The organism is Bradyrhizobium sp. CCGUVB23 (assembly GCF_024199885.1).
Taxonomy (GTDB): Bacteria; Pseudomonadota; Alphaproteobacteria; order Rhizobiales; family Xanthobacteraceae; genus Bradyrhizobium.
Genome location: NZ_JANADQ010000001.1, coordinates 10153751 through 10177779, shown reverse-complemented (window position 1 = coordinate 10177779; position 24029 = coordinate 10153751). Strand labels below are relative to the sequence as shown.

Genomic DNA, 24029 nt, shown 5'->3' with positions numbered 1-24029 from the left:
GGCGTCGCTCAGGTGCCCGGCCGCGCCACTTCGGTCTCCTTGCTGGTGATGAACTCCAGCAAGGTCGGCACCCCGTCCTTTGTCTTCTGTATGCCGCGCCTGATCGCAGGCACAATGTCCTCGGGTTTCGTCACCCGTTCGCCGTAACCACCAAAGGCGCGCGCCATCGCGGCGTAGTCGCCGGAGATATCGGTCGAGCGGTATTTTTCGGTCGAGATCGGCATCACCTTCAATTCGATCGCCATCGAGAAGTTGTTGAGCAGGATCGACAGGATCGGAATCCGCTCGCGCACCGCGGTCTCGAAATCCATGCCGGTAAAGCCGATCGCCGCATCGCCCCAGACGTTGATGCAGAGCTTGTCGGGTTTTGCGAGCTTTGCACCCATCGCGAGCCCAAGGCCATAGCCGAGCTGGGTGGTCTTGCCCCAGCCGAGATAGGAGAGGGGCTCGACTGCCTTCCAGAACGGCGAGAGCTGGTCGCGCGGGCTGCCGGCGTCATGGGTGATGATGGTGTTGTGGATGTCGATGGTGTGCTGGAGATCCCAGAGCACGCGATAGGGATTGAGCGGCGCGTCGTTGCTGGTCAGTTTCGGCATCCACTTTGCGAGCCATTCCTTGTGGGACGCCGCGATCTCGGCCGCGACCGCGGACGCATCGCGGTCTGACACCACCGTCCTGCCGATCTCCTCGATCAGCGCATCGAGCACGAGGCCGGCATCGCCGACGAGGCCAACCTTTGCCTCGACATCCTTGTTGAGATGGTTCGGATCGAGCGTCGAATGAATAATGGTCTTGCCCTTGGGCATCGCGATACCAAAACTGGTCTCGGTGAAGGAGCAGCCGATGCCGAAGATCACGTCGGCTTCGGCTAGTAACTTGGGAACCGCGCGCGGCACCGCGAGCCCGCCTGAGCCGAGCGAGAGCGGATGCGTTTCCGGAAACGACGATTTGCCGCCAAGGCTGGTGGTGACGGGGATCGCGAGACGCTCGGCGAGCCGCTTCAGTTGTGGCCACGCTTGTGCGTAGTGCACGCCCTGGCCGGCATAGATCACGGGACGCTTGGCGTTGATCAGAAGCGCCGCGGCCTCCTTCACATGAACGGGGTCGGCGCCGTAGCGGGTGCGCAGCACTGGCGCGTAGTTGAGGGGTTCCGGCACCTCCTCATTCCACATGTCCGAGGGGATCTCGACGATGACGGGACCGCCGCGGCCATTCTTGAGCCTGGTGAAGGCGCGGCGGAAGATGTTGGAGACTTCGGCGGCGAGGATAATCGGCTCGGAGGATTTGGCGAACGCCTTCATCACCTCGCTGGAGTTGAAGTTTGGCTCGATGTGCGAGAGCCTGCGCTGATAGCCCATCGGCAGCACCAGCACGGGTACCGACTCGCCAAAGCACTGCGCGACGCCGCCCATGGCGTTCTCCGCGCCTGGACCATGCTGCATGCAGAAGGCGCCGATGCTGCGCCCCGACGTGACGCGCGAGATCGCATCCGCCATGTGGATCCCGACACGCTCCTGCCGCACCATCACGGGGCGGATCTCGGCCTTCGCCGCGTGCTCGATCAGATGATTGACGGGATAGCCGCAGAGGATCTCGATCCCCTCGCGCTTCATGATTTCCGCGATCGCAGTGCCGAGCTTCATGGCGTCTCTCCCATCGGCAGGCCGGTTGATCCGGCCGGTTTGTCGGGTAGAGGATCAGGAATTCGCGGAAGCGTAAAGCGCGCGCACTCGCGCGCAGCCGTAGGTCTGCCATGCAGGGCGGCCGCGCTCGGCCGCTATCCACCGGCGCTCGATTTCACCCGCTTCAGACAGGCGGCGGATTGCGGTCAGTGAAGGTCGTCCGCTGGTGCCAGTAAGGATAGGGCAGCGTCACCTTGCTGGCTGCGTCCAGCCGCTCGATCTGATCCCTGGTCAATGACCAGCCGACCGCGCCGAGATTTTCGCGCAATTGCGCCTCGTTGCGCGCGCCAATGATCAAGGTCGAAACCGTCGGACGCTGGAGCAGCCAGTTCAACGCAATTTGCGACACGCTTTTCCCGGTTTCCCTGGCAACCTCGTCGATGGCGTCCACGACACGATAGACGTGCTCATCAGGCACAGGCGGCCCGAAGTCGGCGGTCTTGGGCAAGCGGCTGACCTCGGGCTTCGGCTGACCCCGGCGTATCTTTCCGGTGAGACGCCCCCAGCCGAGGGGCGACCAGACGACGGCGCCGACCCCTTGATCCAGGCCGAGCGGCATCAGCTCCCATTCGTAGTCGCGCCCGATCAGCGAATAATAGGTTTGATTGGCGACGTAGCGCGGATAGCCGTATTTGTCGGCGACGGCGAGGGACTTCATCAGATGCCAGCCCGAGAAGTTCGAGACGCCGACGTAGCGGATCTTGCCTGCGCGCACGAGCACATCGAGTGTCGCAAGCACCTCTTCGGGCGGCGTAAAGGCGTCGAAGCCATGGAGCTGGAACAGGTCGATATAGTCGGTGCCAAGTCGCTTGAGCGACCCGTCGATCGCTGCGAGCAGATGCTGCCGCGATGAGCCGATGTCATTGGGCCCATCGCCGAACCGGAACGTTGCCTTGGTCGAGATCAAAACCTTGTCGCGACGACCTTTGATGGCCTCGCCGAGCACGCGCTCGGATTCGCCAAGCGAATAGACGTCGGCGCTGTCGAACATCGACACGCCGGCATCAAGGCAGATATCCAGAAGGCGCCGTGCCTCGGTCGCATCGGTCGTGCCCCACGCAGCGAGGCGGCCAACCCCGCCGAAGGTGCCCGTCCCAAGACTGAGCGCCGGCACGGTCAGCCCTGACAAACCCAAGCGTCGGTATTCCATCACGATGCTCCTCGACCGTTTAGCGGCCGCAACTATCGCGGTGCGGCCTTTTCCCCGGATGCTAGCGCAAGTATGGGCCTCGTGCCATTACACGCTCACATGGAGGCGATGCTTGGCGCGCCTTGAAGCGTCCACATTGCCGGTGGAGAAACGGCGGATTATCGCGCGGGCTTGGAGACCGATGGGCGCCTGGGGGACGACGACACGTCGTATGGTCAGCGGAATCATGGCCGGCCTTGTGCTGCTGGCAGCCGCGCCGGTTATCGCCGCCGAGTCGCCGGCCGAGCTGATCTCCGGCTTCCGCCTCAAGCACGGCGAGGCCCGCGTTGTGCGCGATGCAACGCTGGATCGCATTGCGCTGGAGCAGGCGCGTGCCATGGCGGCCAAGGATGATCTCAGCCACGAAGTCCTCGGCTCGTTCACCAGGCGGGTCGCGCCGGCGCATGCGGGGCGCGCTGCCGAGAACATCGCCTATGGTTACGACAATTTCGAGAAGACGCTGGGACAGTGGATCGACTCCTCCGGACACCGCAAGAACCTCCTGTTGCACAATGCCTCCCGCGTCGGGATCGCGAGTGCCAGGAATGCCAGCGGCAAGCGAACCTACTGGGCCATGGTGATCGCGGGCGATTACGAGCCGAAGCCGGGGAAGGGCAAGAAGGACAAGGAGCCCGTCGTCGCCGTGAAACGTGAGGCTGCGCCCCCAAGTGGACCGAAATCCAAGGACTGCCACGTCAAGCTGCTCAGCCTCTGCATTTGAGGCGGAGGGCGGTGTCGGAATCGCCGGGCGAACTGCGGCGAGGAGCCTTGCGAAAGCGGCCGCTGCGAAGGATGCTTGCAGGCACCGTCCATCAAGGGAATCATTCATGTCCGTCGACACCCAGGCCGCCACCGACCGCCTCATGCGCTTTCTCGCCGTCGAGGGCGTGACTGGAAAGGAGGCGGCGATCGGGCGCGAGCTTACGGCGGCGCTGCGAGACAGCGGCGTGCCGGCAGGGGCGATCCGTCTCGACGAGGCCAACACGCGCATTCCGGTGCCGACGGAGACCGGTAATCTCATCGTTGATCTGCCCGGCCGCGGTGCGATGCACAACCAGCCGCGGATCATGTTCATGACCCACATGGACACCGTGCCGCTGTGTGCCGGCGCGAAGCCGAAGCGGTCGGGGCGCAAGATCGTCAACACGGCGAAGACCGCGCTAGGCGGCGACAACCGCTGCGGCTGCGGCGTTCTCGTCACGCTGGCGGCGGAGCTTGCGAAGCAGCAGCTTGATCATCCGCCGATCACGCTCTTGTTCTGCGTGCGGGAGGAGAGCGGGCTCTATGGCGCGCGCCACGTCAAGACGGAGGAGCTCGGCTCGCCGGTCATGGCCTTCAACTATGACGGCGGCTCTGCCTCCAACGTCACCATCGGCGCCGTCGGTGCGGATCGCTGGAATGTCGAGATTTTCGGCCGCGCCTCGCATGCCGGCGTCGCGCCGGAGCGCGGGATCTCTTCGACCATGATCCTTGCGCTTGCGCTTGCCGAGGTGAAGGCCGGCGGCTGGTTCGGCAAGGTGGTGAAGGGCAAGCGGCACGGCACGAGCAATGTCGGCCCCGTCACTGGCGGCGAGGGCCGCCCCGCGGGCGATGCGACCAACGTCGTCACCGACTACGTGCACGTGCGCGGCGAAAGCCGCAGCCATGATGGAAAGTTTTTCAAGGAGATCACCAAGGCCTACAAGGCGGCGTTCGAGAAGGCGGCAAAGCGTGTCACGAACGCGCAGGGCAAATCCGGCCGCGTCAAATTCAAGGCCGAGACCGATTATTATCCGTTCCGCATGAAGGAGAGCCTACCCGTCGTCAAACGTGCGATCGAAGCCGTGTCCGCGGTTGGAGGGACGCCGGCCGTCCGCGCCGCCAATGGCGGCCTGGACGCGAACTGGATGGTCCGCCATGGCATCCCGACCGTGACCTTCGGCGCGGGCCAGAACGAGGCGCACACGGTCGACGAATGGATCAATCTCGACGAATACGACCGCGCCTGCGCGCTCGCGTTGCAGCTCGCGACGATGCGGTGAGGTGCGTCACGGTTCGCGTCGAGCCGGACGTCGTCCTGCAATCAATGGAAGTCGGGAGTTCGCGTCAGGTCGGCTGTTGCCGTTACTTCATCGCCGAGCTGATGGAGTTGAACTTGTTGTTGAGCAGCGCGGAGCCCGTGTTGTTCACAACCGTAACGATTGCGAGCGCAATACCGGCGGCGATCAGACCGTACTCGATAGCGGTGGCACCACTTTCATCGGCAAGGAAAGACCTGAGCAAAGCCATCGTCGACTCCTATTGATCCGTCTAATCTATGCGGACGTCGTTTTCGAACTGGTAAATCGGTCGATTAAGTTTTTCGTGCGCGTCAAAACAACAGGTTCGGTCGACCTCGCGTGCTGCCTGATATGATGGCATCCATTAAATTAAGGTTTCCTCACCCAATTCAGGAGGATTTGAATCGGTGCCACGCTGGCAGAAGTTGCTGCATCGCAGGGACTGAGCATGGTAAAGGAAACGAGAAGGCGCTGTGTTGTATCGTCGCGCATCTCAAGGCGTCGTCGCGTGTCACGAGCATGCTGCGCAGAGCGGCAATCGACGATTAATTTTCTCTTCCGTAGGAATACCCCGTGCGACGGTGAGGCCGCGAGGTCGTAGCGAAAAACGACGGCGCCGCTTAACGGCTTATTGAGCCTGTTCGTCAACGGGCCGGCAAGCGAGCGGGCTCATCCGCGGTGGCCGTCCGCGTTCAGCGCCCGCAACATGGCGATACGGGCGAACATCATCCAGCCGCCACCGGTCTCGGCCGCGTTGATGAGGGTCTCGATGGCGGTCTGCCAGTGGGCTTCGTGCTGCGAGTCCTCTGGCAGTTGCATGATGTAGTCGGCCGCCTCTTGCAGCGTGAGCAGTTTGCGCCGGTTGGACAAGGGGATCGGTTCGTCGAACGACGTCGACCAGGGCATGTCAGGCCGGGCGATACGCGGGAAGGGACATCACTGCAGCGTCGCCCGGAGGTGGTGTCGCTATCCGGCCTTCCTGCCGCGCGCCGGCGCACGCACCGGCTTGTCGGCCTGCTTGTCGGCCTTCTTGGGCGTCGCTTCCTTGGCGGCGGCGGTCTTGCCGCCCTTGCCGGCGATCGGCAGCAGCATTTCGCGCTGACCCTCGACGCGCTTCTTCGGCTTCTTGGCCTTGCCGTTGGCCTTGGCGGCGGGGGCGGCTTCCTTCTCGGTCGCCAGGCTCTTCTTGAGCGCGTCCATCAGGTTGATGACGTTGCCGCCCGTCTTCGGCGCGACCTTGGCGGCGAGCGGAACACCGCTGCGCTTCTTGTTGATCAGGTCGATCAGCGCGGTCTCGTAGTGATCCTCGAACAGCTCGGGCTCGAACGCGCCGGACTTCTTCTCGACGATGTGCTTGGCGAGGTCGAGCATGTCCTTGGTGAGCTTCACGTCCTGGATGTCGTCGAAATACTCGGTCTCGCTGCGCACCTCGTAGGGGTAGCGCAGCAGCGTGCCCATCAGGCCGCTGTCGAGCGGTTCGAGCGCGATGATGTGCTCGCGATTGGTCAGCACCACGCGACCGATTGCGACCTTGTTCATGCTGCGGATGGTCTCGCGGATCACCGCATAGGCATCATGGCCGACCTTGCCGTCCGGCACGAGATAATAGGGACGGATCAGGTAGCGGTTGTCGATGTCGGTCTTGGGCACGAATTCATCGATCTCGATCGTGTGGGTCGATTCCAGCGCGATGTCGTCGAGTTCGTCCTTGGTGACCTCGATGTAGGTATCGGTATCGACCTTGTAGCCCTTGACGATGTCGTCGGAGGTGACCTCGTCGCCGGTCTCGGCGTCGACCTTGAGGTACTTGATCCGGTGGCCGGTCTTCCGGTTGATCTGGTTGAAGGAGACCTTCTCTGTATCCGAAGTGGCCGGATAGAGCGCGACCGGGCAGGTCACGAGCGAGAGGCGCAGAAAACCCTTCCAATTGGCACGGGGGGCCATGGGCTACTCCAAACGCAACAGGGACAACTGACAAGGATAACACCCGGGAACCGCGAATCATAGCAAGCCCCAGGATGGAATCTTGCAACGGCGTTAATCGCTGATCCTCTGGCCGAGCCCGGCCCGGAACATCGTTCGCGATCAGACGTTGCCCCGCACATCACGAAAGAGGCCGCGAGGAGGTCGCGGCATTTGGACGCGATACCCCGGCAATTGAGGGTTACCATGGCTACGAGACGCGACGATCAGATCATCGAGACATCGACCGAAGCGCGCCAGGGCGAGCCCGGTCCGTCGGTCGCAGCGTTGCTTACCGTCTCTACCGGACTTGCGATCCTGATCCTCGGCGTCGTCTGGTTCGTGTTCTTCCGGACCTGAGCGCGCCGCGCGGGACGCGCGATCAGCGCTTCCGACTCGCCGCAGAAAGCGGCAAATTGCGCCCGCCATGCGGCCGGCTTGCCCGGCCGCATGGCGGGCGCCGTCGTGTCGGCTTCATGACGAAAAAGTAACATTTGCCGGTTCCCGGCGTTCATATTCAGTTCACGCCGGGATTGATCATCTTGGCAGTAGATTCCGCAGTCCATCCTTTCGGACTATTCCTGGAGAGAAGCGTGCGCCTGCTTGTTGTTGAGGATGACCCCGATCTCAATCGCCAGCTCACCAAGGCGCTGTCCGACGCCGGCTACGTCGTCGATCGCGCCTTCGACGGGGAGGAGGGGCACTATCTCGGCGACAACGAGCCCTACGACGCCGTCGTGCTCGATATCGGCCTGCCCAAGAAGGACGGCATCTCGGTGCTGGAGGCCTGGCGGCGCAACGGCCGCTCCATGCCGGTCCTGATCCTCACCGCGCGCGACCGCTGGAGCGACAAGGTCCAGGGCTTTGATGCCGGCGCCGACGACTACGTCGCAAAGCCCTTCCATCTCGAGGAGGTGCTGGCGCGTATCCGTGCATTGCTGCGGCGATCGGCCGGTCACGCCCAGAGCGAGTTGACCTGCGGACCGGTCACGCTGGACACCCGAACCAACAAGGTGACCGTCTCCGGCAACCCCGTAAAAATGACCTCGCACGAGTACCGGCTGCTGCAATATCTGATGCACCATGCCGGCCGCGTGGTCTCCCGCACCGAGCTCGTCGAGCATCTCTACGACCAGGATTTCGACCGCGACTCCAACACCATCGAGGTTTTCGTCGGCCGCATCCGCAAGAAGCTGGACGTCGATATCATCCAGACCGTCCGTGGCCTCGGCTATCTCCTGACCCCGCCGGCCGCACCCGGTACCTGATCTCGCACTTGATCTGGTACTTGACCGGGCGGCGCGACCGGGGTCTTGGTCGCCTATGACCGTCTCCGACCACCTGCCGTCCTGCGCCTGCTGGGATCCATCCAATGCGCGCTAGCTCGCTTGCCAACCGCCTGTTCCTGTCGGCGACGGCGTGGCTGGTGGTGATCCTGGCCATCACCGGCGTCGTGCTGTCATCGGTGTACAAGAACGCCACCGAGCGCGCCTTCGACCGCCGGCTCAATCTCTACCTGCGCACGCTGATCGCCGAGGTGGCCACGCCCGACGAGCCGCCGGACCGTCAATTCCAGTCGCTCGGCGAGCCGCTGTTCGAGCTGCCGCTGTCGGGCTGGTACTGGCAGATCACGCGCACCGACACCGAAAAGCCGGAGGTGCGCTCGTCGCGCTCGCTGTGGGACAAGAAGCTGCCGAAGCTGGAGGAGCAGGGCGTCGAGCTGACCGCGGCCGGCATCCGGCTCGGCTATGTCGATGGGCCGGAAGGTCAGACCTTGCGGATGGTGGAGCGGCCCGTCGATCTCGGCGCCGACGGCAAGTTCCTGGTCAGCGTCGCGGGCGATGCCACCGAGATTTTCGACGAGACGCGTAGCTTCGACTATTACCTCGGCGGCACGTTCACGGCGCTCGGAATCGTGCTCCTGCTCACCACGGTCTTCCAGGTTCGCTTCGGCCTTGCGCCCCTCAAGCGCATCTCCGAGGCAATCGCCGACATCCGGTCCGGGCGTGCCGAGCGGCTGGAAGGTGAATTCCCCGTCGAGATCGCGCCGCTCGCGCGCGAGACCAATGCGCTGATCGAGGCCAATCGCGAGATCGTCGAGCGCGCGCGCACCCATGTCGGCAATCTCGCGCACGCGATCAAGACGCCGCTCTCGGTGATCGTCAACGAGGCCACCACCCATGCTGCCGATCCGTTCGCGGAGAAGGTCATGGAGCAGGCCGACATCATGCGCGACCAGCTCGCCCATCATCTGGAGCGCGCCCGCATCGCGGCCAGGGTCTCGATCGTCGGGACTGTGACGGAGGTGGCGCCCGCCATCGAGGCGCTGCGCCGGACCATGGAGAAGATCCATCGCGATCGCGGCATCGTCGTCGAAGCCAAGGCGGATCCCGCCGCGAAATTTCGCGGTGAGCGGCAGGATCTGGAGGAGATGGTCGGCAATCTCGTCGACAATGCCTGCAAATGGGCGGCCTCGCGCGTCTTCATCGAGGTGCTGGTGGACGTGCCCGGCAAGGCCGATACCGGGCCACGCCTGCGGATCATCGTCGATGACGATGGCCGTGGCCTGTCTGAGGCCGAACGGGCGCAGGTCTCGCGCAGGGGGCAGCGGCTCGACGAGTCCAAGCCGGGATCGGGTCTTGGGTTATCGATCGTCGTCGACCTCGCCGCGCTCTACGGCGGCCGTCTGACCCTCGGCAGCGCGCCAATCGGGGGCTTGCGGGCGGAGCTTGTGCTGCCCGGCATTTAGTCCTTGTTCCCGCGCGCCTTTTTCCGTTTCGGAAAGGTGGGTTCGACACAAAACGCAACACCGCTGGGCAACTTCCTAAACGCCTTCTTAACGCGCCACCTCCTATGATCGCGCCCGGACGCATCCCTCGTCCGCCACACCACCGTGCATACCGGGCGCATGAGCCAGACATCGATCGAGCGGCTGAGAGATTATCTCGCGCAGCTCCCGCCGCAGTCGCAGGCGCTGCTGATGCGGGAGTTCGAGCGCGCGCTGGAGCGCGGCCAGGACACGGCCGTTGCCACCCTCGTGCTCGAGCAGCTGCGCAAGATCGTGCGCAAGGGCGAGGTCGACGAAGACGCCGCGCCGCGCACGGAGGATCTGTCGCGGCTGCTCTACCAGCCGCTTGAACCGTTCCTCGTCGAGGCCGGCATACCGATCCGTCTCGGACAGATCCGCCGCTCCTCGCTGCTCCCGATCTGGCAGTGGCTCGGTCGCGACGATGCCTCTGCCAAGGTGGGTGAGATCGACGCCGCGCTTTCCCGGCTGCCTGCCGGCGACAGCGGAGAGGCTCTGGCCGTGAAGATCCAGGCAGTCGCGGCCGATGCGATCTTTCAGCTGACGGGGCCTGGCGGCGGCGACAAGTCGCGCGTGCTTGCCCGCGTTGGCCCGCCCAACGTCATCGAGGACCTCTACTCGGTCGGTGCCGTGCTCGGGGTTCGCGAGGCCATCGCGAACCTCAATGAGAAGCTGCCGCGCTTCCTGCGTGCCTTCGGCGATTCCCAGATCGCGGCGGTGATGGCCGCGCTCAACGTTCCCGTCCTCCAGACGCCACAGATGCTGCCGTTTGCGCTGTCGATGGTGATCCAGCGGCTGACGGCGCCCTGGCAGGTCATCCGCCTCGCCATCAAGATGGCGGCCTCTGAGGACGAGATCCGCGTCGCCGCGACGCCGTTCGGCGTGGCGGTCACGATGGCCCTGCATGACCTGTCCTGTCTGGCCGCCATGCTGCGGCTGGACATCAAGCGCGGCCGCTTCGACAACATCGCCGAGAACCTCAAGGCGCTGCATGACGGCGTGCGCGGATTGCGCACCGAACTCGATCTGCGCAACGATTCCGCCTGGGGCAAGCAGCTTACCTCGATCCGTGCCGATATCTCCAACGCCCTGCAATCGGAGATCGATAGCGTGCCGGGCCGTGCGCGCCGCATCCTGCGCCAGCGCGCGGAAAAGGACATTCCGCCGGGCGCCCGCGTCGACAGCACCGAGGTCGAGGAAACCGCCGCGCTGATCGACTTCGTCGCGACCTGCCGCAACTATGCCAGTGAGCTCGCGATCAACGAGGTGACGCTGCGCACCTATTCGGACCTCCAGCAATATGTGGAGCGGTCGACGGAGTCCCTGGTGCAGTCACTGCGCGCCGCCGACCACAAGGTCCGGGCCTATCGTCAGCAGCAGATGGCCGCTGCCATCCGTTTCTGCGAAGTGCTGTTCGGCGACGACTACGCCTCGTTGATGAGCCGGGCGGCCGAAAGCGCGCTGACTGGCGAGCGCAAATCCCAGCGCGCCGGGTAAGTCTGGGCGTATCAGAGCCTAGCTACAATTTGTGGTTGACGTAGCCGGCGACGGACCGTACGGTCGGCGCGCAACTCGTCGGAATTTCTGTTTGTAGGCGCATGAAACCCGTCATCAGCTTCGTGGAAATCGAGAACCGCGTGATTTCGGCGACCTATCGCAGAATGATGGTCAGGGCGAAGATAGTGCTGGTCGAGAAGGCGAGTGGCCGGCAATTGCCGGATCCGGTCACAACAATTGCCTCTCCCGTTCCCGTCGGCGCATTGCGGATCAGGCTGCCGGAAACGGTCGGGCCGGGAACCTATTTCCTGAAGGCGCTGAACGGGCACGGCGAGGACGCGGCGCAGAGCGCGGATTTCGAGGTCGCCTAAGCCGTTGGATTGTCTCGGTTTCGACCCCACTTCGGTTGCACCAAATTGACAATTGTCAATTGCCGCCCCGCTTGAGCGTGGTGTAAAGCCACCTGAGAGGCGCGGGACGACGCGCTGCCGGAAGCTTGCCCGATGACGCTATGGTTCGTGTTCGCGCTGATGACGGTCGCGGCGATTTTCGCTGTGCTCTGGCCGCTCGGCCGTGCCGGCCGCGGGCAGAGCGGAGGCAGCGAGGTCGCCGTCTACAAGGATCAGCTTGCCGAGATCGAGCGTGATCTTGCCGCAGGCTTGATCGCGGCGCCGGAAGCGGAGGCTGCGCGGATCGAGATCGGGCGCCGGTTGCTGGCTGCGGCCGGCAGCGAGTCCGCGCCGGACGGCAGCGAGCCTGCGCCGGACGGCAAGTCGAGCCTGAACACGTCGAGCTTGAAATGGCGCCGCGCGGCGGCCGTGCTGGCGCTGGTCGGCCTGCCGCTGGTCGCGATCCTCGTCTACGTCCCGCTCGGCTCGCCGAGGCTGCACGACTTTCCGCTGGCGCAGCGCGATCGTGCCCCAGGCATGCAGCAGTCGCTCGAGACCATGGTGGCGCAGGTCGAGCAGCACCTCGAGAAGAATCCGACCGATGGTCGCGGATGGAACGTGCTGGCGCCGGTTTTGGAGCGGCTCGGCCGCTATGATGAAGCGGTGCGCGCCTATCGCAATTCGCTCAACTATAACGGCGAAAGCGCGGAGCGAAGATCCGATCTCGGCGAGGCGCTTTTGGCTGCGGCCGGCGGCGTCGTGACGGCCGAAGCCAAGGCGGAGTTCGAGCGCGCGCATGCGCTCAATGCAGAGGAGCCGAAGGCGAACTATTTTCTCGGTCTCGCCGCCGAGCAGGACGGCCGCAAGGATGACGCGGCCGCGATCTGGCGCGGGGTGCTTGCGAAAGCGCCGCCGGACGCGCCGTGGCGTGCGCTCGTGCAATCCTCGCTGGCGCGAGTCGGCGGCGGCAGCGCAGCGCCGGCGCTTTCGGACGACACGATCGCAGCGGCCAAGGACATGAGCGAAGGCGACCGCGGCGCGATGATCCGCGGCATGGTCGAGCGGCTCGCCAACCGGCTCAAGCAGAACGGCGATGACGTCGACGGCTGGCTGCGCCTGGTGCGCGCCTACGTCGTGATGGGCGAGCGCGACAAGGCGAGGGGCGCGCTCAGCGATGCCCGCGAGGCGGTGGCCAACGACGCCGAACGGCTGCGCCAGCTCAATGAAGGCCTGAAAAATCTCGGGCTCGACGGATGACGATCGCAGGAAGGGCGGAAAGAGACCAGCAATGACGCGCAAGCAGCGACGTATGACCATCATCGGCGGATCGCTCGCCGTGCTCGCGCTCGCCGCAGCACTGGTGCTGAACGCGCTGCGCGATTCCATCGTGTTCTTCTCGACCCCGACCATGGTCGCGGAGAAGCACATCGCACCGGGCAAGCGGTTTCGCCTTGGCGGCCTGGTGCAGCCGGGCTCGCTGCAGCGCGGCGACAATCTCGCCGTGACCTTCGAAGTCGCCGACGGCAGCGCCAAGCTGCCGGTTGCTTACAAGGGCATCCTGCCCGATCTGTTCCGCGAAGGGCAGGGCGTCGTCGCCGAAGGCGCGCTTGACGCGAGCGGCGTGTTCAAGGCCGATACGGTGCTCGCCAAGCATGACGAGACCTACATGCCCAAGGACGTTGCCGATGCCCTGAAGAAGCAGGGGCACTGGAAGGACGATTACGGCGCCAAAACTTCTGATGGCGTCAAGCCGGCGGCGACGACTGCGCAGGGCAATCCGCAGGGAGCGGTGCGGTGATCGCGGAATCCGGACACTACGCCCTGGTGCTGGCGCTTGGTCTCGCGCTGATCCAGTCCTTCGTGCCGCTGATCGGCGCGCGGCTGCGCGACCCCGCGCTGATGAACGTCGCGCGCTCCACCGCGCTGGCGCAATTGCTGTTCGTCGGCGCGTCCTTCGTCGCGCTCGTCACCTTGCACGTCACCTCGGATTTCTCCGTCGCCAACGTCTACGAGAATTCTCACTCGATGAAGCCGCTGATCTACAAGATCACCGGCGTGTGGGGAAACCATGAAGGCTCGATGCTCCTCTGGGTGTCGATCCTGGCGCTGTTCGGCGGGCTCGTCGCCGCCTTCGGCAACAACCTGCCGCTGTCGCTGCGCGCCCATGTGCTCGCCGTGCAGGCCTGGGTCGCGAGCGCCTTCTATCTCTTCATCCTGATCACCTCGAACCCGTTCCTGCGCATCGCCGATCCGCCGATCGAGGGACGCGACCTCAATCCGGTGCTCCAGGACGTCGGCCTCGCCGTGCATCCGCCGATGCTCTATCTCGGTTATGTCGGCTTCTCGATCTCGTTCTCGTTTGCGATCGCGGCGCTGATCGAAGGTCGCATCGACGCAGCCTGGGCGCGCTGGGTACGGCCGTGGACGCTTGTCGCCTGGATCTTCCTGACGCTCGGCATCGCCATGGGCTCCTACTGGGCCTATTACGAACTCGGCTGGGGCGGCTGGTGGTTCTGGGATCCGGTCGAAAACGCCTCGCTGATGCCCTGGCTCGCCGGCACCGCGCTATTGCATTCGGCGCTGGTGATGGAGAAGCGCAACGCGCTCAAGGTCTGGACCGTTCTGCTCTCGATCCTGACCTTCTCGCTGTCGCTGCTCGGAACCTTCCTGGTGCGTTCGGGCGTGCTCACATCCGTTCACGCCTTCGCCAGCGATCCCACCCGCGGCGTCTTCATCCTGCTGATCCTCTGCGTCTTCATCGGCGGCAGTCTCAGCCTCTACGCTGCCCGCGTGTCGTCGCTGAAGCAGGGCGGGCTGTTCGCGCCGATCTCGCGCGAGGGCGCGCTGGTGCTGAACAACCTCTTCCTCACCACGGCCTGTGCGACGGTGCTGGTCGGAACGCTCTATCCGCTCGGGCTGGAAGTTCTGAGCGGCGAAAAGATCTCGGTCGGCGCGCCGTTCTTCAATCTCACCTTCGGGCCGCTGTTCGTACCGCTGCTGATCGCCGTTCCCTTTGGCCCGATGCTGGCGTGGAAGCGTGGCGACCTGCTCGGTGCCGCACAGCGTCTGCTGGCTGCCGGCATCCTCGCGCTGCTGGCGCTGGCGCTGGTCTGGGCCTGGGCGCATGGCGGCAGCGCGCTTGCGCCTCCGGCCATCGCGCTCGCGGTGTTCGTCATCCTCGGCGCGGTGACCGATCTCGTCGAACGCGTCGGCCTGTTCCGCGTGCCGCTCGGAACGGCGCTGCGGCGTGCGCGCGGATTGCCGCGCTCGGTCTGGGGCACGGCCTTTGCGCATGCCGGCCTCGGCATCGCGCTGATCGGCATCGTCTGCGAGACCACCTGGAACAGCGAATATATTGGCACCATGAAGCCGGACGATGTCGCCAAGGTCGCCGGTTACGAGCTGAAGCTCGATGGGCTGTTCCAGCGGCAGGGCCCGAACTTCCGCGAGATGATCGCGCGGTTCGACGTCAGTCGCGACGGCGAGGCGCTTAGCGTGATGACGCCGTCGAAGCGCAGCTTCACCACGCGCGGTTCCTCGACCACCGAAGCTGCGCTTCTCACCCGCGGCGCGAGCCAGCTCTATATCTCCCTCGGCGATGTCACCGCCGAAGGCGCGATCGCGGTGCGCATCTATCACAAGCCGCTGGTGCTGCTGATCTGGTGGGGGCCGGTGCTCATGGCGTTCGGCGGCGTGCTGTCGCTGTCTGACCGCCGCTTGCGCGTTGGCGCACCAAAACCGGCGCGCGCGCAGCAGCGCTTGCAGCCGGCGGAGTGATCCGATGCGCCGGATGATCACAGCGATCCTTGCGCTGGCACTTCTGGGGCTGCCGGCGGCCTATGCCGTGCAGCCTGACGAGATCATGGCCGACCCGGCGAAAGAGGCGCGGGCGCGCGAATTGTCGCGCGAGCTCCGCTGCATGGTCTGCCAGAACCAGTCGATCGACGATTCCGAAGCGCCGCTCGCGCGCGACCTGCGCCTGCTGGTGCGCGAACGGATCGCGGCAGGCGACAGCAATTCCCAGGTGATCGATTTCCTGGTGGCGCGCTATGGCGAGTTTGTCCTCCTGAAACCGCGCTTCGAACGACAGACTTTGCTGCTGTGGCTGCTCACGCCGCTCGCGCTGGGCGCGGGCGGTTTGGGCCTTTGGTTTCAGATGCGTCGCCGCGCGCGCGGCAGCGCGGACGTGACCCCGCCGCTCACGCCCGACGAGGAGGCGAGACTGTCCGCATTGATGTCGGACGAAGCGAAATCGGGCTAACCGGTTGCGCCTCCTCAATTGAGCAACAAGGAAGCATCTGCACCGTTCGCGGAACTTCCTTAAGTCTCTGTGAAATCATGATTTTTGGCCTGCGTTAAACTGCCGCAGGCATTTGCGGCTTCATTACAAAAGTTTAACCCCGCCGCCAGCGCGCTGTAAGGCGCCAATCCCCATGTTCAGGGCCGTAAGGCGCTGTCCAAGCAGCGTCAAAAAAGAATTCAAGGCCCCGGAGATCCCTGCATGACCGAACGTCCCGACCTCTCGTCCCTCCCATCGTACCGGCAGCCCCGCCGGTCGCTGCTCGTTGCCCGTAAACTCGCGCTGATGGCCTCGGTGGTCGCCGGCCTGGGCGTTGCTGTCTATGGCTTCAGCCCGTCGACGTCGCCGTCCGACCTGTTCTCGAGCCCGGCGCATGCGCAGGTCAACAACGAGGTCAAGAAGGTCGAACGTCCGATCGGATTTGCCGACATCGTCGAGCGGGTGAAGCCCTCGGTGATCTCGGTGAAGGTCAACATCAAGGAGAAGACCGCGAGCAACGACGACGGCGATGATTCGCCGTTCCAGCCGGGCTCGCCGATGGAGCGCTTCTTCCGCCGCTTCGGCGGGCAGGACGGGATCCCGGGCATGCGCGGACCGCGCGGCGGCGGGCGTGCCGTCACCGGCCAGGGCTCGGGCTTCTTCATCTCGGCCGACGGCTTTGCCGTGACCAACAACCACGTGGTCGACGGCGCCGACAAGGTCGAGGTGACGACCGACGACGGCAAGACCTACAGCGCCAAGGTGATCGGCACCGACCAGCGCACCGACCTCGCCTTGATCAAGGTCGAGGGCGGCTCGAACTTTTCCTTCGCGAAGCTGTCCGACGGCAAGCCGCGGATCGGTGACTGGGTGCTCGCGGTCGGCAATCCCTTCGGCCTCGGCGGCACCGTGACTGCCGGCATCGTCTCGGCCAGCGGCCGCGACATCGGCAACGGTCCGTATGACGATTTCATCCAGATCGACGCGCCCGTGAACAAGGGCAACTCCGGCGGTCCGGCCTTCAACACCGACGGCGAGGTGATGGGCGTCAACACCGCGATCTACTCGCCCTCCGGCGGCAGCGTCGGTATCGCGTTCTCGATTCCGGCCGCGACCGTGAAGAGCGTGGTGGCCCAGCTCAAGGACAAGGGCTCGGTCAGCCGCGGCTGGATCGGCGTGCAGATCCAGCCCGTGACCTCCGACATCGCCGACAGCCTCGGCATGAAGAAGGCCGAAGGCGCGCTGGTGGCGGAGCCACAGGCCAACGGTCCGGCGGCGAAGGCCGGCATCGAGTCCGGCGACGTCATCACCTCGGTCAACGGCGAGTCCGTCAAGGATGCCCGTGAGCTCGCCCGCACCATCGGCGGCATGGCGCCCGGTGCGACCGTGAAGCTCAACGTGCTGCACAAGGGCCAGGACAAGGTCGTGAACCTCACCCTCGGCCAGTTGCCGAACACGGTCGAGGCCAAGGCCGACACTGACAACGACAACAGCAAGGCGCCGAGCAAGGGCACCGACGTGCCGAAGCTCGGCATGACGGTTGCCCCGGCCAACAGCGTGGCCGGCGCCGGCAAGGACGGCGTCGTGGTCACCGAGGTCGATCCGAAGAGCGCCGCGGCCGAGCGCGGCTTCAAGGAAGGCGACGTGATTCTCGAGGTCGCCGGCAAGAGCGTGAGCACCGCCGGCGACGTGCGTGACGCCATCAACGCGGCGCGCACCGACAACAAGAACAGCGTTCTGATGCGCGTGAAGAGCGGCGGCCAGTCGCGCTTCGTCGCAGTCCCCCTCGCCAAGGGCTGAGGATCAGGAGGCTTTTGAGATGAAGGGAGCCGTCGGCATTAGTCGCCCCCGCCGCGGGCCCCCTTCCGGGGGGCGGAGCAACTCCGCTTCCCCATCCTACCTTCCGGTGGAATACGCCCCCCTCTGTCGGAAGGGCCTAAGGGCGGTGAGGTCCCCCAGCTTCACCGCCCGCTCTTTTCCCGGTTCGAGAATCTTCCGCTCCGCTTGCATGCGATTGCCGACCGCGCCATGTTGACAGAAGGGCTGACCTCCTTGACCGCCGCCGACCGCACGATGCGCCTCCTCATCATCGAAGACGACCGCGAATCCGCCGATTATCTCGTCAAGGCGTTTCGCGAAGTCGGTCACATCGCCGACCACGCCTCTGACGGCGAGGAAGGTCTCTCCATGGCCGAGAGCGGCGACTACGACGTGCTGGTGGTCGACCGCATGCTGCCCAAGCGCGACGGCCTGTCGCTGATCGGCGCCCTGCGCGAAAAGGGCGATTCGTCGCCAGTGCTGATTCTCTCAGCGCTCGGCCAGGTCGACGACCGCATCAAGGGCCTGCGTGCGGGTGGCGATGACTATCTGCCGAAACCGTATTCGTTCGCCGAGCTGCTCGCGCGCGTCGAGGTGCTGTCGCGCCGTCGCGGCGGTCCCGCCGAGGACACGGTCTATCGCGTCGGCGATCTCGAGCTCGACCGGCTCTCCCATCGCGTCGCCCGCGGCAAGGACGAGCTGACGCTCCAGCCGCGCGAGTTCCGGCTGCTCGAATATCTGATGAAGCATGCGGGACAGGTGGTGACGCGCACCATGCTCCTGGAGAATGTCTGGGACTATCATTTCGATCCGCAAACCAACGTGATCGATGTACACATCTCGCGGCTGCGCTCCAAGATCGACAAGGGCTTCGATCGGCCGCTGCTGCACACGATCCGCGGCGCGGGGTACATGATCCGTGACGGCATTCGGTAAGCTGATCCGCACCACGGCGTTCCGGCTGACGCTGGTCTACCTGTTTCTGTTTGCGGTGTTTGCCGCATCGCTGCTCGGCTATTTCGCCTGGAATACGCGGCGGCTGATCACCGAAGAGATTACCCAGACGGTGAATGCGGAGACTTCGGAGATCAACGAGATCTACGGTCGCCGCGGCATGCGCGGCCTGGTCCTTGCGATCGAATACCGGGCGCTGCGTCCGGGCGCCAACCTCTACCTCGTGACCACGCCGACGGGGCAGGCGATTGCCGGCAATGTCGGCTCGCTGGCACCGGGCGTGATGGCGACGCGTGGCTGGTCGGAGACCGCCTACCGGCGCATTGAGGATGCGGATGATCGCGACCATCGCGCACTCGTGCGCGTCACCGAACTGGAAAACGGCTTCCGCCTTCTGATCGGCCGCGACCTCGCCGAGCGGCGGCGCCTGTTCGGCATCGTCGCCAAGGCCGCGCAATGGTCGATCCTGATCGTCGTCGTGCTCGGCCTCGGCGGCGGAATCTTCGTCGCCCGCCGCGTGCTCACGCGCATCGATGCGATGAGCGGCACGGCGCATCGCATCATGACCGGCGATCTCAGCGAGCGCCTGCCGGTGGGGCGCAGCGGCGACGAGCTCGACCGGCTCGCGGAGAACCTCAATGCCATGCTGGAGCGCATCGAGGCGCTGATGGCCGGGCTAAAGGAGGTTTCCGACAACATCGCCCACGATCTCAAGACGCCGCTGACGCGCCTGCGCAACCGCGCCGAGGAGGCGCTGGCGAAATCGGGCAGTGAGGCCGAATATCGCGCGGCACTGGAACGGACCATCGAGGAATCGGACGGGCTGATCCGCACCTTCAATGCGCTGTTGATGATCGCCCGCGCCGAATCCGGCCAGGCGCGCGGCAACATGGACGATTTCGACGCCTCCGACGTCGCGGGCGGCATCCACGAGCTCTACGAGCCGCTGGCCGAGGACGACGGCATGACGTTGAAGGTGAAGGCCGAGCCGACGCCGGTCCACGGCAACCGCGAGCTGATCAGTCAGGCGCTCGCCAATCTGGTCGAGAACGCGATCAAATATGGCAAGCCGGTCGCGCAGTCCGCTGGAACCGTGGTCAGCATGGACAGCCGCCAGATCCTCATCGAGGCAAGGCGCGAAGGCGATCACGTGCTGCTCAGCGTCACCGATCGCGGCCCCGGAATTCCGGAAGGCGATCGCAAGCATGCCGTGGAGCGTTTTGTGCGGCTCGAGGCGAGCCGGACGCTGCCGGGCTCGGGCCTGGGCCTCAGCCTTGCCGCCGCGGTTGCAACGCTGCATGGCGGTGAGCTGAAGTTGGGCGATGCTCATCCCGGCCTCATCGCCACGCTCGTCCTGCCCGCGCGCACTGGGGCCAGCGACAGGGTTGCTCCCCCAATACCGGATGTGTCACAGAAGGTGGCATGAATCTCTCCGCGCCGGGAAACGCGGACAAGCATGGTGGGAATCTGGCCGCACGCTTCGCGGAAGGCCCGCATGTTGCCGCTTCCACCACCGCCGAACAACGTCTTCGTGACTGGCTCGCGGAGCTCGAGCCGCAGCAGGCGGCTGCGATCGCGGCGCTGCTCGATCATCCCTTCGTTCGTCCGATCCTGGCCGGCCTAGCGGAATTCTCACCCTATCTGTTCGACCTGATCCGCAGCGATCCGGCGCGATTGATCCGGCTGCTTGGCTGCGATCCCGATGCACATCTGGCATCGCTGATCGACGACGCTAGGCGCGCCGTGCTCGCCGCCACCGAGGAAGCCGAGGTGATGCGACTACTCCGCCGCATGAAATCGGAGGCCGCGCTGCTGATCGCGCTCTGCGACATCGGCGGCGTTTGGCCGGTGATGCGGGTGACGGCGGCATTGACCGATGTCGCGGTGTCCTCGGTCCAGACGGCGCTCCGGTTCCTGCTGCGGCAGGACGCCGCACGCGGCAAGCTGTTGTCGGCCAATCCGGAAGCTCCGGAAGAAGGCTGCGGCCTGATCGTGCTGGCGATGGGCAAGATGGGCGCGGGTGAGCTGAACTATTCCAGCGACATCGACCTGATCGTGTTCTTCGATCCCGACGCGACGACGCTTGCGCCCGATATCGAGCCGCAGCCGTTCTTCGTGCGGGTGACGCAGGGGCTTGCGCGCCTGCTGCAACAGCGCACCTATGACGGCTACGTGTTCCGCGTCGATCTGCGGCTGCGGCCCGATCCGTCGTCGACGCAAGTGGCGATCTCGCGCGACGCCGCGCTGCATTACTACGAGCGGGAAGGGCGTACCTGGGAGCGTGCGGCCATGATCAAGGCCCGCGCATGTGCCGGCGACCTGAAGGCTGGCGAGGGGCTGCTTGCCGACATCGCGCCGTTCGTCTGGCGCAAGCATCTCGACTTCGCCGCGCTCGCCGATGTCCATGACATGAAGCGGCAGATGCAGACCTATCGCGGCCAGAGTGAGGTCGCAGTCGAAGGCCATAACGTGAAGGTCGGGCGTGGCGGCATTCGCGAGATCGAGTTCTTTGCCCAGACCCAGCAGTTGATCGCCGGGGGCCGTCATCCGGAGTTGCGGGTGCGGCCGACGCTCGTTGCGCTCGACGTGCTCGCCGCCAGCAACTGGATCACCTTCGAGGCGCGCGACGAGCTGACCAGAGCTTACGAATTCCTGCGCCGGGTCGAGCACCGTCTCCAGATGATCGCCGACGAGCAGACCCACGCCTTGCCTGACGACAAGGAGGCCGTGGAGCGCCTGGCCTGGTTCTTCGGCTATGCCAGCCGTGAGGCCTTTGCGCGTGATCTCCTGCGTCAGCTCGGCATCGTCCAGGGTCACTACGAAAAACTGTTCGAGGGCGATCCGACCGGTACGGCCAAGCTGCCGGCGATCGACTATGGTGCGGGTCCCGACGATCCGCGCCTGTTGCAGCAGCTGTTGACGCTCGGCTTCAAGAAGCCTGCCGCCGTCGCACAGACCGTGCGTGACTGGATCACCAGCGACTACCGCGTGTTCCGTAACGAGGCGACCCGCAGCGCCTTTGTCGAGTTCGTGCCGGCCCTGATCGACGGGCTTGCCCATGCCGAGGAGCCGGACCGCGCGGTCGCGGCGTTCGATCATTTCCTGCAAGCCCTGCAGCGCGGCGGGCGGCTGATCACGCTGCTCAGCCAGAACCGCGATCTCGTTGCCCTCGTGGCGCTGGTGCTGGGCGCGGCGCCCCGGCTCGGCGAGATGCTGGCGCGCCAGCCGCAATTGATGGACGGGCTGATCGATCCGCGCTTCTTCGGCGCCATGCCTGACAGGCAGGAACTGTCGGCACGGCTCGCGGCCACGGTGCGCGATGCGGATTCCTACGAGGAGTTCCTCGACCGGCTACGCCTGTTCGGGCAGGAGAGCCTGTTTCTGATCGGCACGCGCATCCTTTCGGGAACGGTTTCCGCGCAACAGGCGAGCACGGCCTTCGCCGACGTCGCGGAGGGCATCGTGCACACCGTGCATGGACTGGTCGCAGATCGCTTCGCCGCCCAGCATGGCCGGATCAAGCGGCAGGAAACTGCGATTATCGCCATGGGCCGGCTTGGCAGCCGCGAGATGACGGCGTCCTCCGATCTCGACCTGATCCTGCTCTATAATTTCGACGGCGAGAATCCAGATTCAGATGGACCGAAGTCGCTCCAGGGCGCGCATTATTTCGCGCGCTTCACCCAGCGTCTGATCAGTGCCTTCACGACGCGGACCAATTACGGCGTGCTCTACGAGATCGACATGCGGCTGCGTCCGTCGGGACGCGCGGGGCCCGTGGCTTCCAGCATCGCCTCCTTCGACGACTATCAGGCTCACGAGGCCTGGACCTGGGAGCACATGGCGCTGACGCGCGCCCGCGTCGTCTCGGCTTCGCCGGAATTTCGCGCGCGGATCGAGACGGTCATCCGCGAGGTACTGACGCGGCGGCGCGATCCCGTCACTATTGCCAACGACGTCGCCGACATGCGCCGCGCGATCGCGCAGGAGAAGGGCGAGACCGACTATTGGGACCTCAAATATGCCGCCGGCGGCCTGGTCGATATCGACTTCATCGCGCAATATCTCCAGCTCGTCCACGCGCACGACAAGCCTGACATTCTCGATGTCTCGACCATGCAGGTGCTGGAGAACGCTGCAAGGCTCGGCGTGCTGGCGCACTCGGAGGCCGAGATCCTGCGCGCGGCAGCGCGGCTCTACCACGATCTGACCCAGATTCTGCGCCTCTGCGTCAGCGACCGCTTCAAGCCGGAGACGGCCGGCGTCGACCTGCAAGGGGTGATGACGCGCGCAGGCGACGCGCCGGATTTCTCATCGCTCGAAGCCCGCGTGAAGGAGACGCAGAGCGAGGTGCGGCGCGTGTTCAGGGCGGTGTTGGAAGGGCAGTAGCCTCTTTCAGCGATGCGATGGCCTGGCGGACATCAGGCTCCAGCCCTGCGCCGCCGGCGTCGAGATGCGCGAAGATCGCGCGCTTCATCCGAGGATCCCAGAACTTCCTGATGTGCTCGGCGATGCCCGGCACGGCCTTGTCATGGCCCTGGCTCTGGAAGAATTTGCCGATCTGGTTGGCCATGTAGATCAAGCGGTCAGGCGACATCGGCAACCTCCGTGGCAAGGCTCGCTATGCGGCTGCCATGCGTGAACACTTCAAATCCGTCCTGCCGGGCGATGGCAATCAGCGTGATGCCGGCGGCTTCCGCGGTGCGCACGGCAAGCGCGGTGGGCGCGGAGACCGCCACCATCACCGGCGCGCCGATCGCGGCCGTCTTCTGCACCATCTCCACGGAAACGCGGCTCGTCAGCAGCGCCATGCCGCCGCTCGCGTCCGTGCGGCTGCGCGCCAGCGCGCCTGCAAGCTTGTCGAGTGCGTTATGGCGGCCGACATCCTCGCGCAGTGCGACGAGGCCGCGGGCAGGGGACCAGAATGCGGCGGCATGCACGGCGCGGGTCTGCATGTTGATCGCTTGCAGCGGAGCAATGCCCTGCATCGCCGACATGATCTGCTCTGGCGTGAAGGTTTGCCCCTGCGGCACGACTGCGGCGGGGCGCACCGCTTCCGCAATCGACTCGATGCCGCAGATGCCGCAGCCGGTCGGCCCAGCGATGTGGCGCCGCCGCTCGCTCATGCGTCCGGCATCTTCCGAGGCCAGCCACATCCGGAGCTCGATGCCGTCATCGAGGCGAACCACCTCGAGCGACTGGATGTCGTCGGCGGATTTCACGATGCCTTCGCTCAGGCTGAAGCCGACGGCGAAGTCCTCGAGATTTTGCGGCGTCCCCATCATGACGGCATAGGTGCCGCCATTGTAGGTCAGCGCGATCGGCGTCTCCTCCGGGATCAGCCGTGTCCCGCCGGATGCCGCCCCGTCGCGCCAGCTCTCCCGATCGATCGCCTGAACCGCCACGTGCATCGG

At 65.3% G+C, this 24029-nt stretch carries 22 protein-coding genes; 15 read left to right on the top strand and 7 right to left on the bottom strand.

The annotated features are described in order from the left end of the window. Positions 1-8: 8 nt before the first annotated feature. Both NLN62_RS47880 and NLN62_RS47875 read right to left on the bottom strand, forming a co-directional pair. Positions 9-1643: a thiamine pyrophosphate-requiring protein gene (locus tag NLN62_RS47880; RefSeq protein ID WP_254113282.1), complete on the bottom strand. Its 1635-nt coding sequence runs from the start codon at positions 1641-1643 to the stop codon at positions 9-11. A 163-nt stretch (positions 1644-1806) separates the two neighbouring features. Beyond that, the gene (locus NLN62_RS47875; protein ID WP_254113281.1) at positions 1807-2832 is read right to left on the bottom strand and encodes an aldo/keto reductase; all 1026 of its coding nucleotides are present in this window, start codon (positions 2830-2832) and stop codon (positions 1807-1809) included. A gap of 181 nt (positions 2833-3013) precedes the next feature. On the opposite strand from NLN62_RS47875, the gene NLN62_RS47870 reads away from it, so the two are divergent. Further along, a complete protein-coding gene (locus NLN62_RS47870) occupies positions 3014-3592 on the top strand; it encodes a CAP domain-containing protein (protein WP_027521280.1) in 579 nt (192 codons plus the stop codon). Between the two features lie 106 nt (positions 3593-3698). Further along, positions 3699-4892: a M20/M25/M40 family metallo-hydrolase gene (locus NLN62_RS47865; RefSeq protein WP_027521279.1), complete on the top strand. Its 1194-nt coding sequence runs from the start codon at positions 3699-3701 to the stop codon at positions 4890-4892. A gap of 82 nt (positions 4893-4974) precedes the next feature. Here the strand turns inward: NLN62_RS47865 and NLN62_RS47860 are convergent, their stop codons facing one another. The 3 genes from NLN62_RS47860 to NLN62_RS47850 all read right to left on the bottom strand — a co-directional run bounded on the left by NLN62_RS47860 (position 4975) and on the right by NLN62_RS47850 (position 6854). Further along, the gene (locus NLN62_RS47860; protein WP_027521278.1) at positions 4975-5139 is read right to left on the bottom strand and encodes a Flp family type IVb pilin; all 165 of its coding nucleotides are present in this window, start codon (positions 5137-5139) and stop codon (positions 4975-4977) included. A 440-nt stretch (positions 5140-5579) separates the two neighbouring features. Further along, entirely contained in the window at positions 5580-5816 is a 237-nt protein-coding gene (locus NLN62_RS47855; protein WP_027521277.1) for a hypothetical protein, read from the bottom strand. Positions 5817-5876: 60 nt separating this feature from the next. Further along, positions 5877-6854, bottom strand: coding sequence for a Ku protein (locus tag NLN62_RS47850; RefSeq protein ID WP_027521276.1), 978 nt, complete (start codon positions 6852-6854; stop codon positions 5877-5879). 225 nt (positions 6855-7079) lie between these two features. On the opposite strand from NLN62_RS47850, the gene NLN62_RS47845 reads away from it, so the two are divergent. The 13 genes from NLN62_RS47845 to NLN62_RS47785 all read left to right on the top strand — a co-directional run bounded on the left by NLN62_RS47845 (position 7080) and on the right by NLN62_RS47785 (position 23004). Next, positions 7080-7232: a hypothetical protein gene (locus tag NLN62_RS47845; RefSeq protein ID WP_198031695.1), complete on the top strand. Its 153-nt coding sequence runs from the start codon at positions 7080-7082 to the stop codon at positions 7230-7232. A gap of 233 nt (positions 7233-7465) precedes the next feature. Further along, the gene (locus tag NLN62_RS47840; protein WP_254113280.1) at positions 7466-8140 is read left to right on the top strand and encodes a response regulator transcription factor; all 675 of its coding nucleotides are present in this window, start codon (positions 7466-7468) and stop codon (positions 8138-8140) included. A 104-nt stretch (positions 8141-8244) separates the two neighbouring features. Beyond that, positions 8245-9621 (top strand): sensor histidine kinase, encoded by a 1377-nt coding sequence (locus NLN62_RS47835; RefSeq protein WP_254113279.1) that lies wholly within the window; start codon positions 8245-8247, stop codon positions 9619-9621. 159 nt (positions 9622-9780) lie between these two features. After that, entirely contained in the window at positions 9781-11175 is a 1395-nt protein-coding gene (locus tag NLN62_RS47830; protein WP_254113278.1) for a hypothetical protein, read from the top strand. 101 nt (positions 11176-11276) lie between these two features. Then, positions 11277-11546, top strand: coding sequence for a hypothetical protein (locus tag NLN62_RS47825; protein ID WP_027521271.1), 270 nt, complete (start codon positions 11277-11279; stop codon positions 11544-11546). A 132-nt stretch (positions 11547-11678) separates the two neighbouring features. After that, positions 11679-12821, top strand: a complete 1143-nt coding sequence (gene ccmI, locus NLN62_RS47820; RefSeq protein WP_254113277.1) for a c-type cytochrome biogenesis protein CcmI — start codon at positions 11679-11681, stop codon at positions 12819-12821. Positions 12822-12852: 31 nt separating this feature from the next. Then, positions 12853-13362, top strand: a complete 510-nt coding sequence (ccmE, locus tag NLN62_RS47815; RefSeq protein ID WP_027521269.1) for a cytochrome c maturation protein CcmE — start codon at positions 12853-12855, stop codon at positions 13360-13362. Beyond that, complete coding sequence (locus tag NLN62_RS47810; protein ID WP_254113276.1) at positions 13359-15341, top strand: heme lyase CcmF/NrfE family subunit; 1983 nt, start codon at positions 13359-13361, stop codon at positions 15339-15341. Before ccmE ends, NLN62_RS47810 begins: the two co-directional genes overlap by 4 nt. A 4-nt stretch (positions 15342-15345) precedes the next feature. Beyond that, positions 15346-15825 (top strand): cytochrome c-type biogenesis protein, encoded by a 480-nt coding sequence (locus NLN62_RS47805; protein WP_254113275.1) that lies wholly within the window; start codon positions 15346-15348, stop codon positions 15823-15825. A 240-nt stretch (positions 15826-16065) separates the two neighbouring features. Continuing rightward, positions 16066-17643, top strand: a complete 1578-nt coding sequence (locus tag NLN62_RS47800; protein ID WP_027521266.1) for a Do family serine endopeptidase — start codon at positions 16066-16068, stop codon at positions 17641-17643. A gap of 273 nt (positions 17644-17916) precedes the next feature. Next, complete coding sequence (locus NLN62_RS47795; RefSeq protein ID WP_035661216.1) at positions 17917-18597, top strand: response regulator transcription factor; 681 nt, start codon at positions 17917-17919, stop codon at positions 18595-18597. Continuing rightward, on the top strand, positions 18581-20041 hold the full coding sequence (locus NLN62_RS47790) for an ATP-binding protein (protein ID WP_027521264.1): 1461 nt from the start codon (positions 18581-18583) through the stop codon (positions 20039-20041). Before NLN62_RS47795 ends, NLN62_RS47790 begins: the two co-directional genes overlap by 17 nt. Then, the gene (locus NLN62_RS47785) at positions 20038-23004 is read left to right on the top strand and encodes a bifunctional [glutamine synthetase] adenylyltransferase/[glutamine synthetase]-adenylyl-L-tyrosine phosphorylase (RefSeq protein WP_254113274.1); all 2967 of its coding nucleotides are present in this window, start codon (positions 20038-20040) and stop codon (positions 23002-23004) included. The genes NLN62_RS47790 and NLN62_RS47785 overlap by 4 nt, the downstream gene beginning before the upstream one ends. On the opposite strand, the gene NLN62_RS47780 is transcribed toward NLN62_RS47785, so the two are convergent. Both NLN62_RS47780 and fdhD read right to left on the bottom strand, forming a co-directional pair. Next, positions 22979-23212 carry a formate dehydrogenase subunit delta gene (locus tag NLN62_RS47780; protein ID WP_027521262.1) on the bottom strand — a complete coding sequence of 78 codons (234 nt, stop codon included), beginning with the start codon at positions 23210-23212 and terminating at the stop codon, positions 22979-22981. The genes NLN62_RS47785 and NLN62_RS47780 overlap by 26 nt on opposite strands. Continuing rightward, the gene (gene fdhD / locus NLN62_RS47775) at positions 23202-24026 is read right to left on the bottom strand and encodes a formate dehydrogenase accessory sulfurtransferase FdhD (RefSeq protein WP_254113273.1); all 825 of its coding nucleotides are present in this window, start codon (positions 24024-24026) and stop codon (positions 23202-23204) included. Before fdhD ends, NLN62_RS47780 begins: the two co-directional genes overlap by 11 nt. Between the last annotated feature and the right edge of the window lie 3 nt (positions 24027-24029).

Excerpts from the sequence above, each read along its gene's own strand:
- ccmI (WP_254113277.1), top strand. The coding sequence starts at position 11,679 with ATGACGCTATGGTTCGTGTTCGCGCTGATGACGGTCGCGGCGATTTTC.
- NLN62_RS47805 (WP_254113275.1), top strand. The coding sequence starts at position 15,346 with ATGCGCCGGATGATCACAGCGATCCTTGCGCTGGCACTTCTGGGGCTG.
- NLN62_RS47845 (WP_198031695.1), top strand. The coding sequence starts at position 7,080 with ATGGCTACGAGACGCGACGATCAGATCATCGAGACATCGACCGAAGCG.
- NLN62_RS47870 (WP_027521280.1), top strand. The coding sequence starts at position 3,014 with ATGGGCGCCTGGGGGACGACGACACGTCGTATGGTCAGCGGAATCATG.
- NLN62_RS47855 (WP_027521277.1), bottom strand. The coding sequence starts at position 5,816 with ATGCCCTGGTCGACGTCGTTCGACGAACCGATCCCCTTGTCCAACCGG.
- NLN62_RS47850 (WP_027521276.1), bottom strand. The coding sequence starts at position 6,854 with ATGGCCCCCCGTGCCAATTGGAAGGGTTTTCTGCGCCTCTCGCTCGTG.
- NLN62_RS47865 (WP_027521279.1), top strand. The coding sequence starts at position 3,699 with ATGTCCGTCGACACCCAGGCCGCCACCGACCGCCTCATGCGCTTTCTC.
- NLN62_RS47780 (WP_027521262.1), bottom strand. The coding sequence starts at position 23,212 with ATGTCGCCTGACCGCTTGATCTACATGGCCAACCAGATCGGCAAATTC.
- NLN62_RS47875 (WP_254113281.1), bottom strand. The coding sequence starts at position 2,832 with ATGGAATACCGACGCTTGGGTTTGTCAGGGCTGACCGTGCCGGCGCTC.
- NLN62_RS47835 (WP_254113279.1), top strand. The coding sequence starts at position 8,245 with ATGCGCGCTAGCTCGCTTGCCAACCGCCTGTTCCTGTCGGCGACGGCG.
- NLN62_RS47860 (WP_027521278.1), bottom strand. The coding sequence starts at position 5,139 with ATGGCTTTGCTCAGGTCTTTCCTTGCCGATGAAAGTGGTGCCACCGCT.
- NLN62_RS47800 (WP_027521266.1), top strand. The coding sequence starts at position 16,066 with ATGACCGAACGTCCCGACCTCTCGTCCCTCCCATCGTACCGGCAGCCC.
- NLN62_RS47795 (WP_035661216.1), top strand. The coding sequence starts at position 17,917 with ATGCGCCTCCTCATCATCGAAGACGACCGCGAATCCGCCGATTATCTC.
- NLN62_RS47785 (WP_254113274.1), top strand. The coding sequence starts at position 20,038 with ATGAATCTCTCCGCGCCGGGAAACGCGGACAAGCATGGTGGGAATCTG.
- ccmE (WP_027521269.1), top strand. The coding sequence starts at position 12,853 with ATGACGCGCAAGCAGCGACGTATGACCATCATCGGCGGATCGCTCGCC.
- NLN62_RS47825 (WP_027521271.1), top strand. The coding sequence starts at position 11,277 with ATGAAACCCGTCATCAGCTTCGTGGAAATCGAGAACCGCGTGATTTCG.
- NLN62_RS47830 (WP_254113278.1), top strand. The coding sequence starts at position 9,781 with ATGAGCCAGACATCGATCGAGCGGCTGAGAGATTATCTCGCGCAGCTC.
- fdhD (WP_254113273.1), bottom strand. The coding sequence starts at position 24,026 with ATGCACGTGGCGGTTCAGGCGATCGATCGGGAGAGCTGGCGCGACGGG.
- NLN62_RS47880 (WP_254113282.1), bottom strand. The coding sequence starts at position 1,643 with ATGAAGCTCGGCACTGCGATCGCGGAAATCATGAAGCGCGAGGGGATC.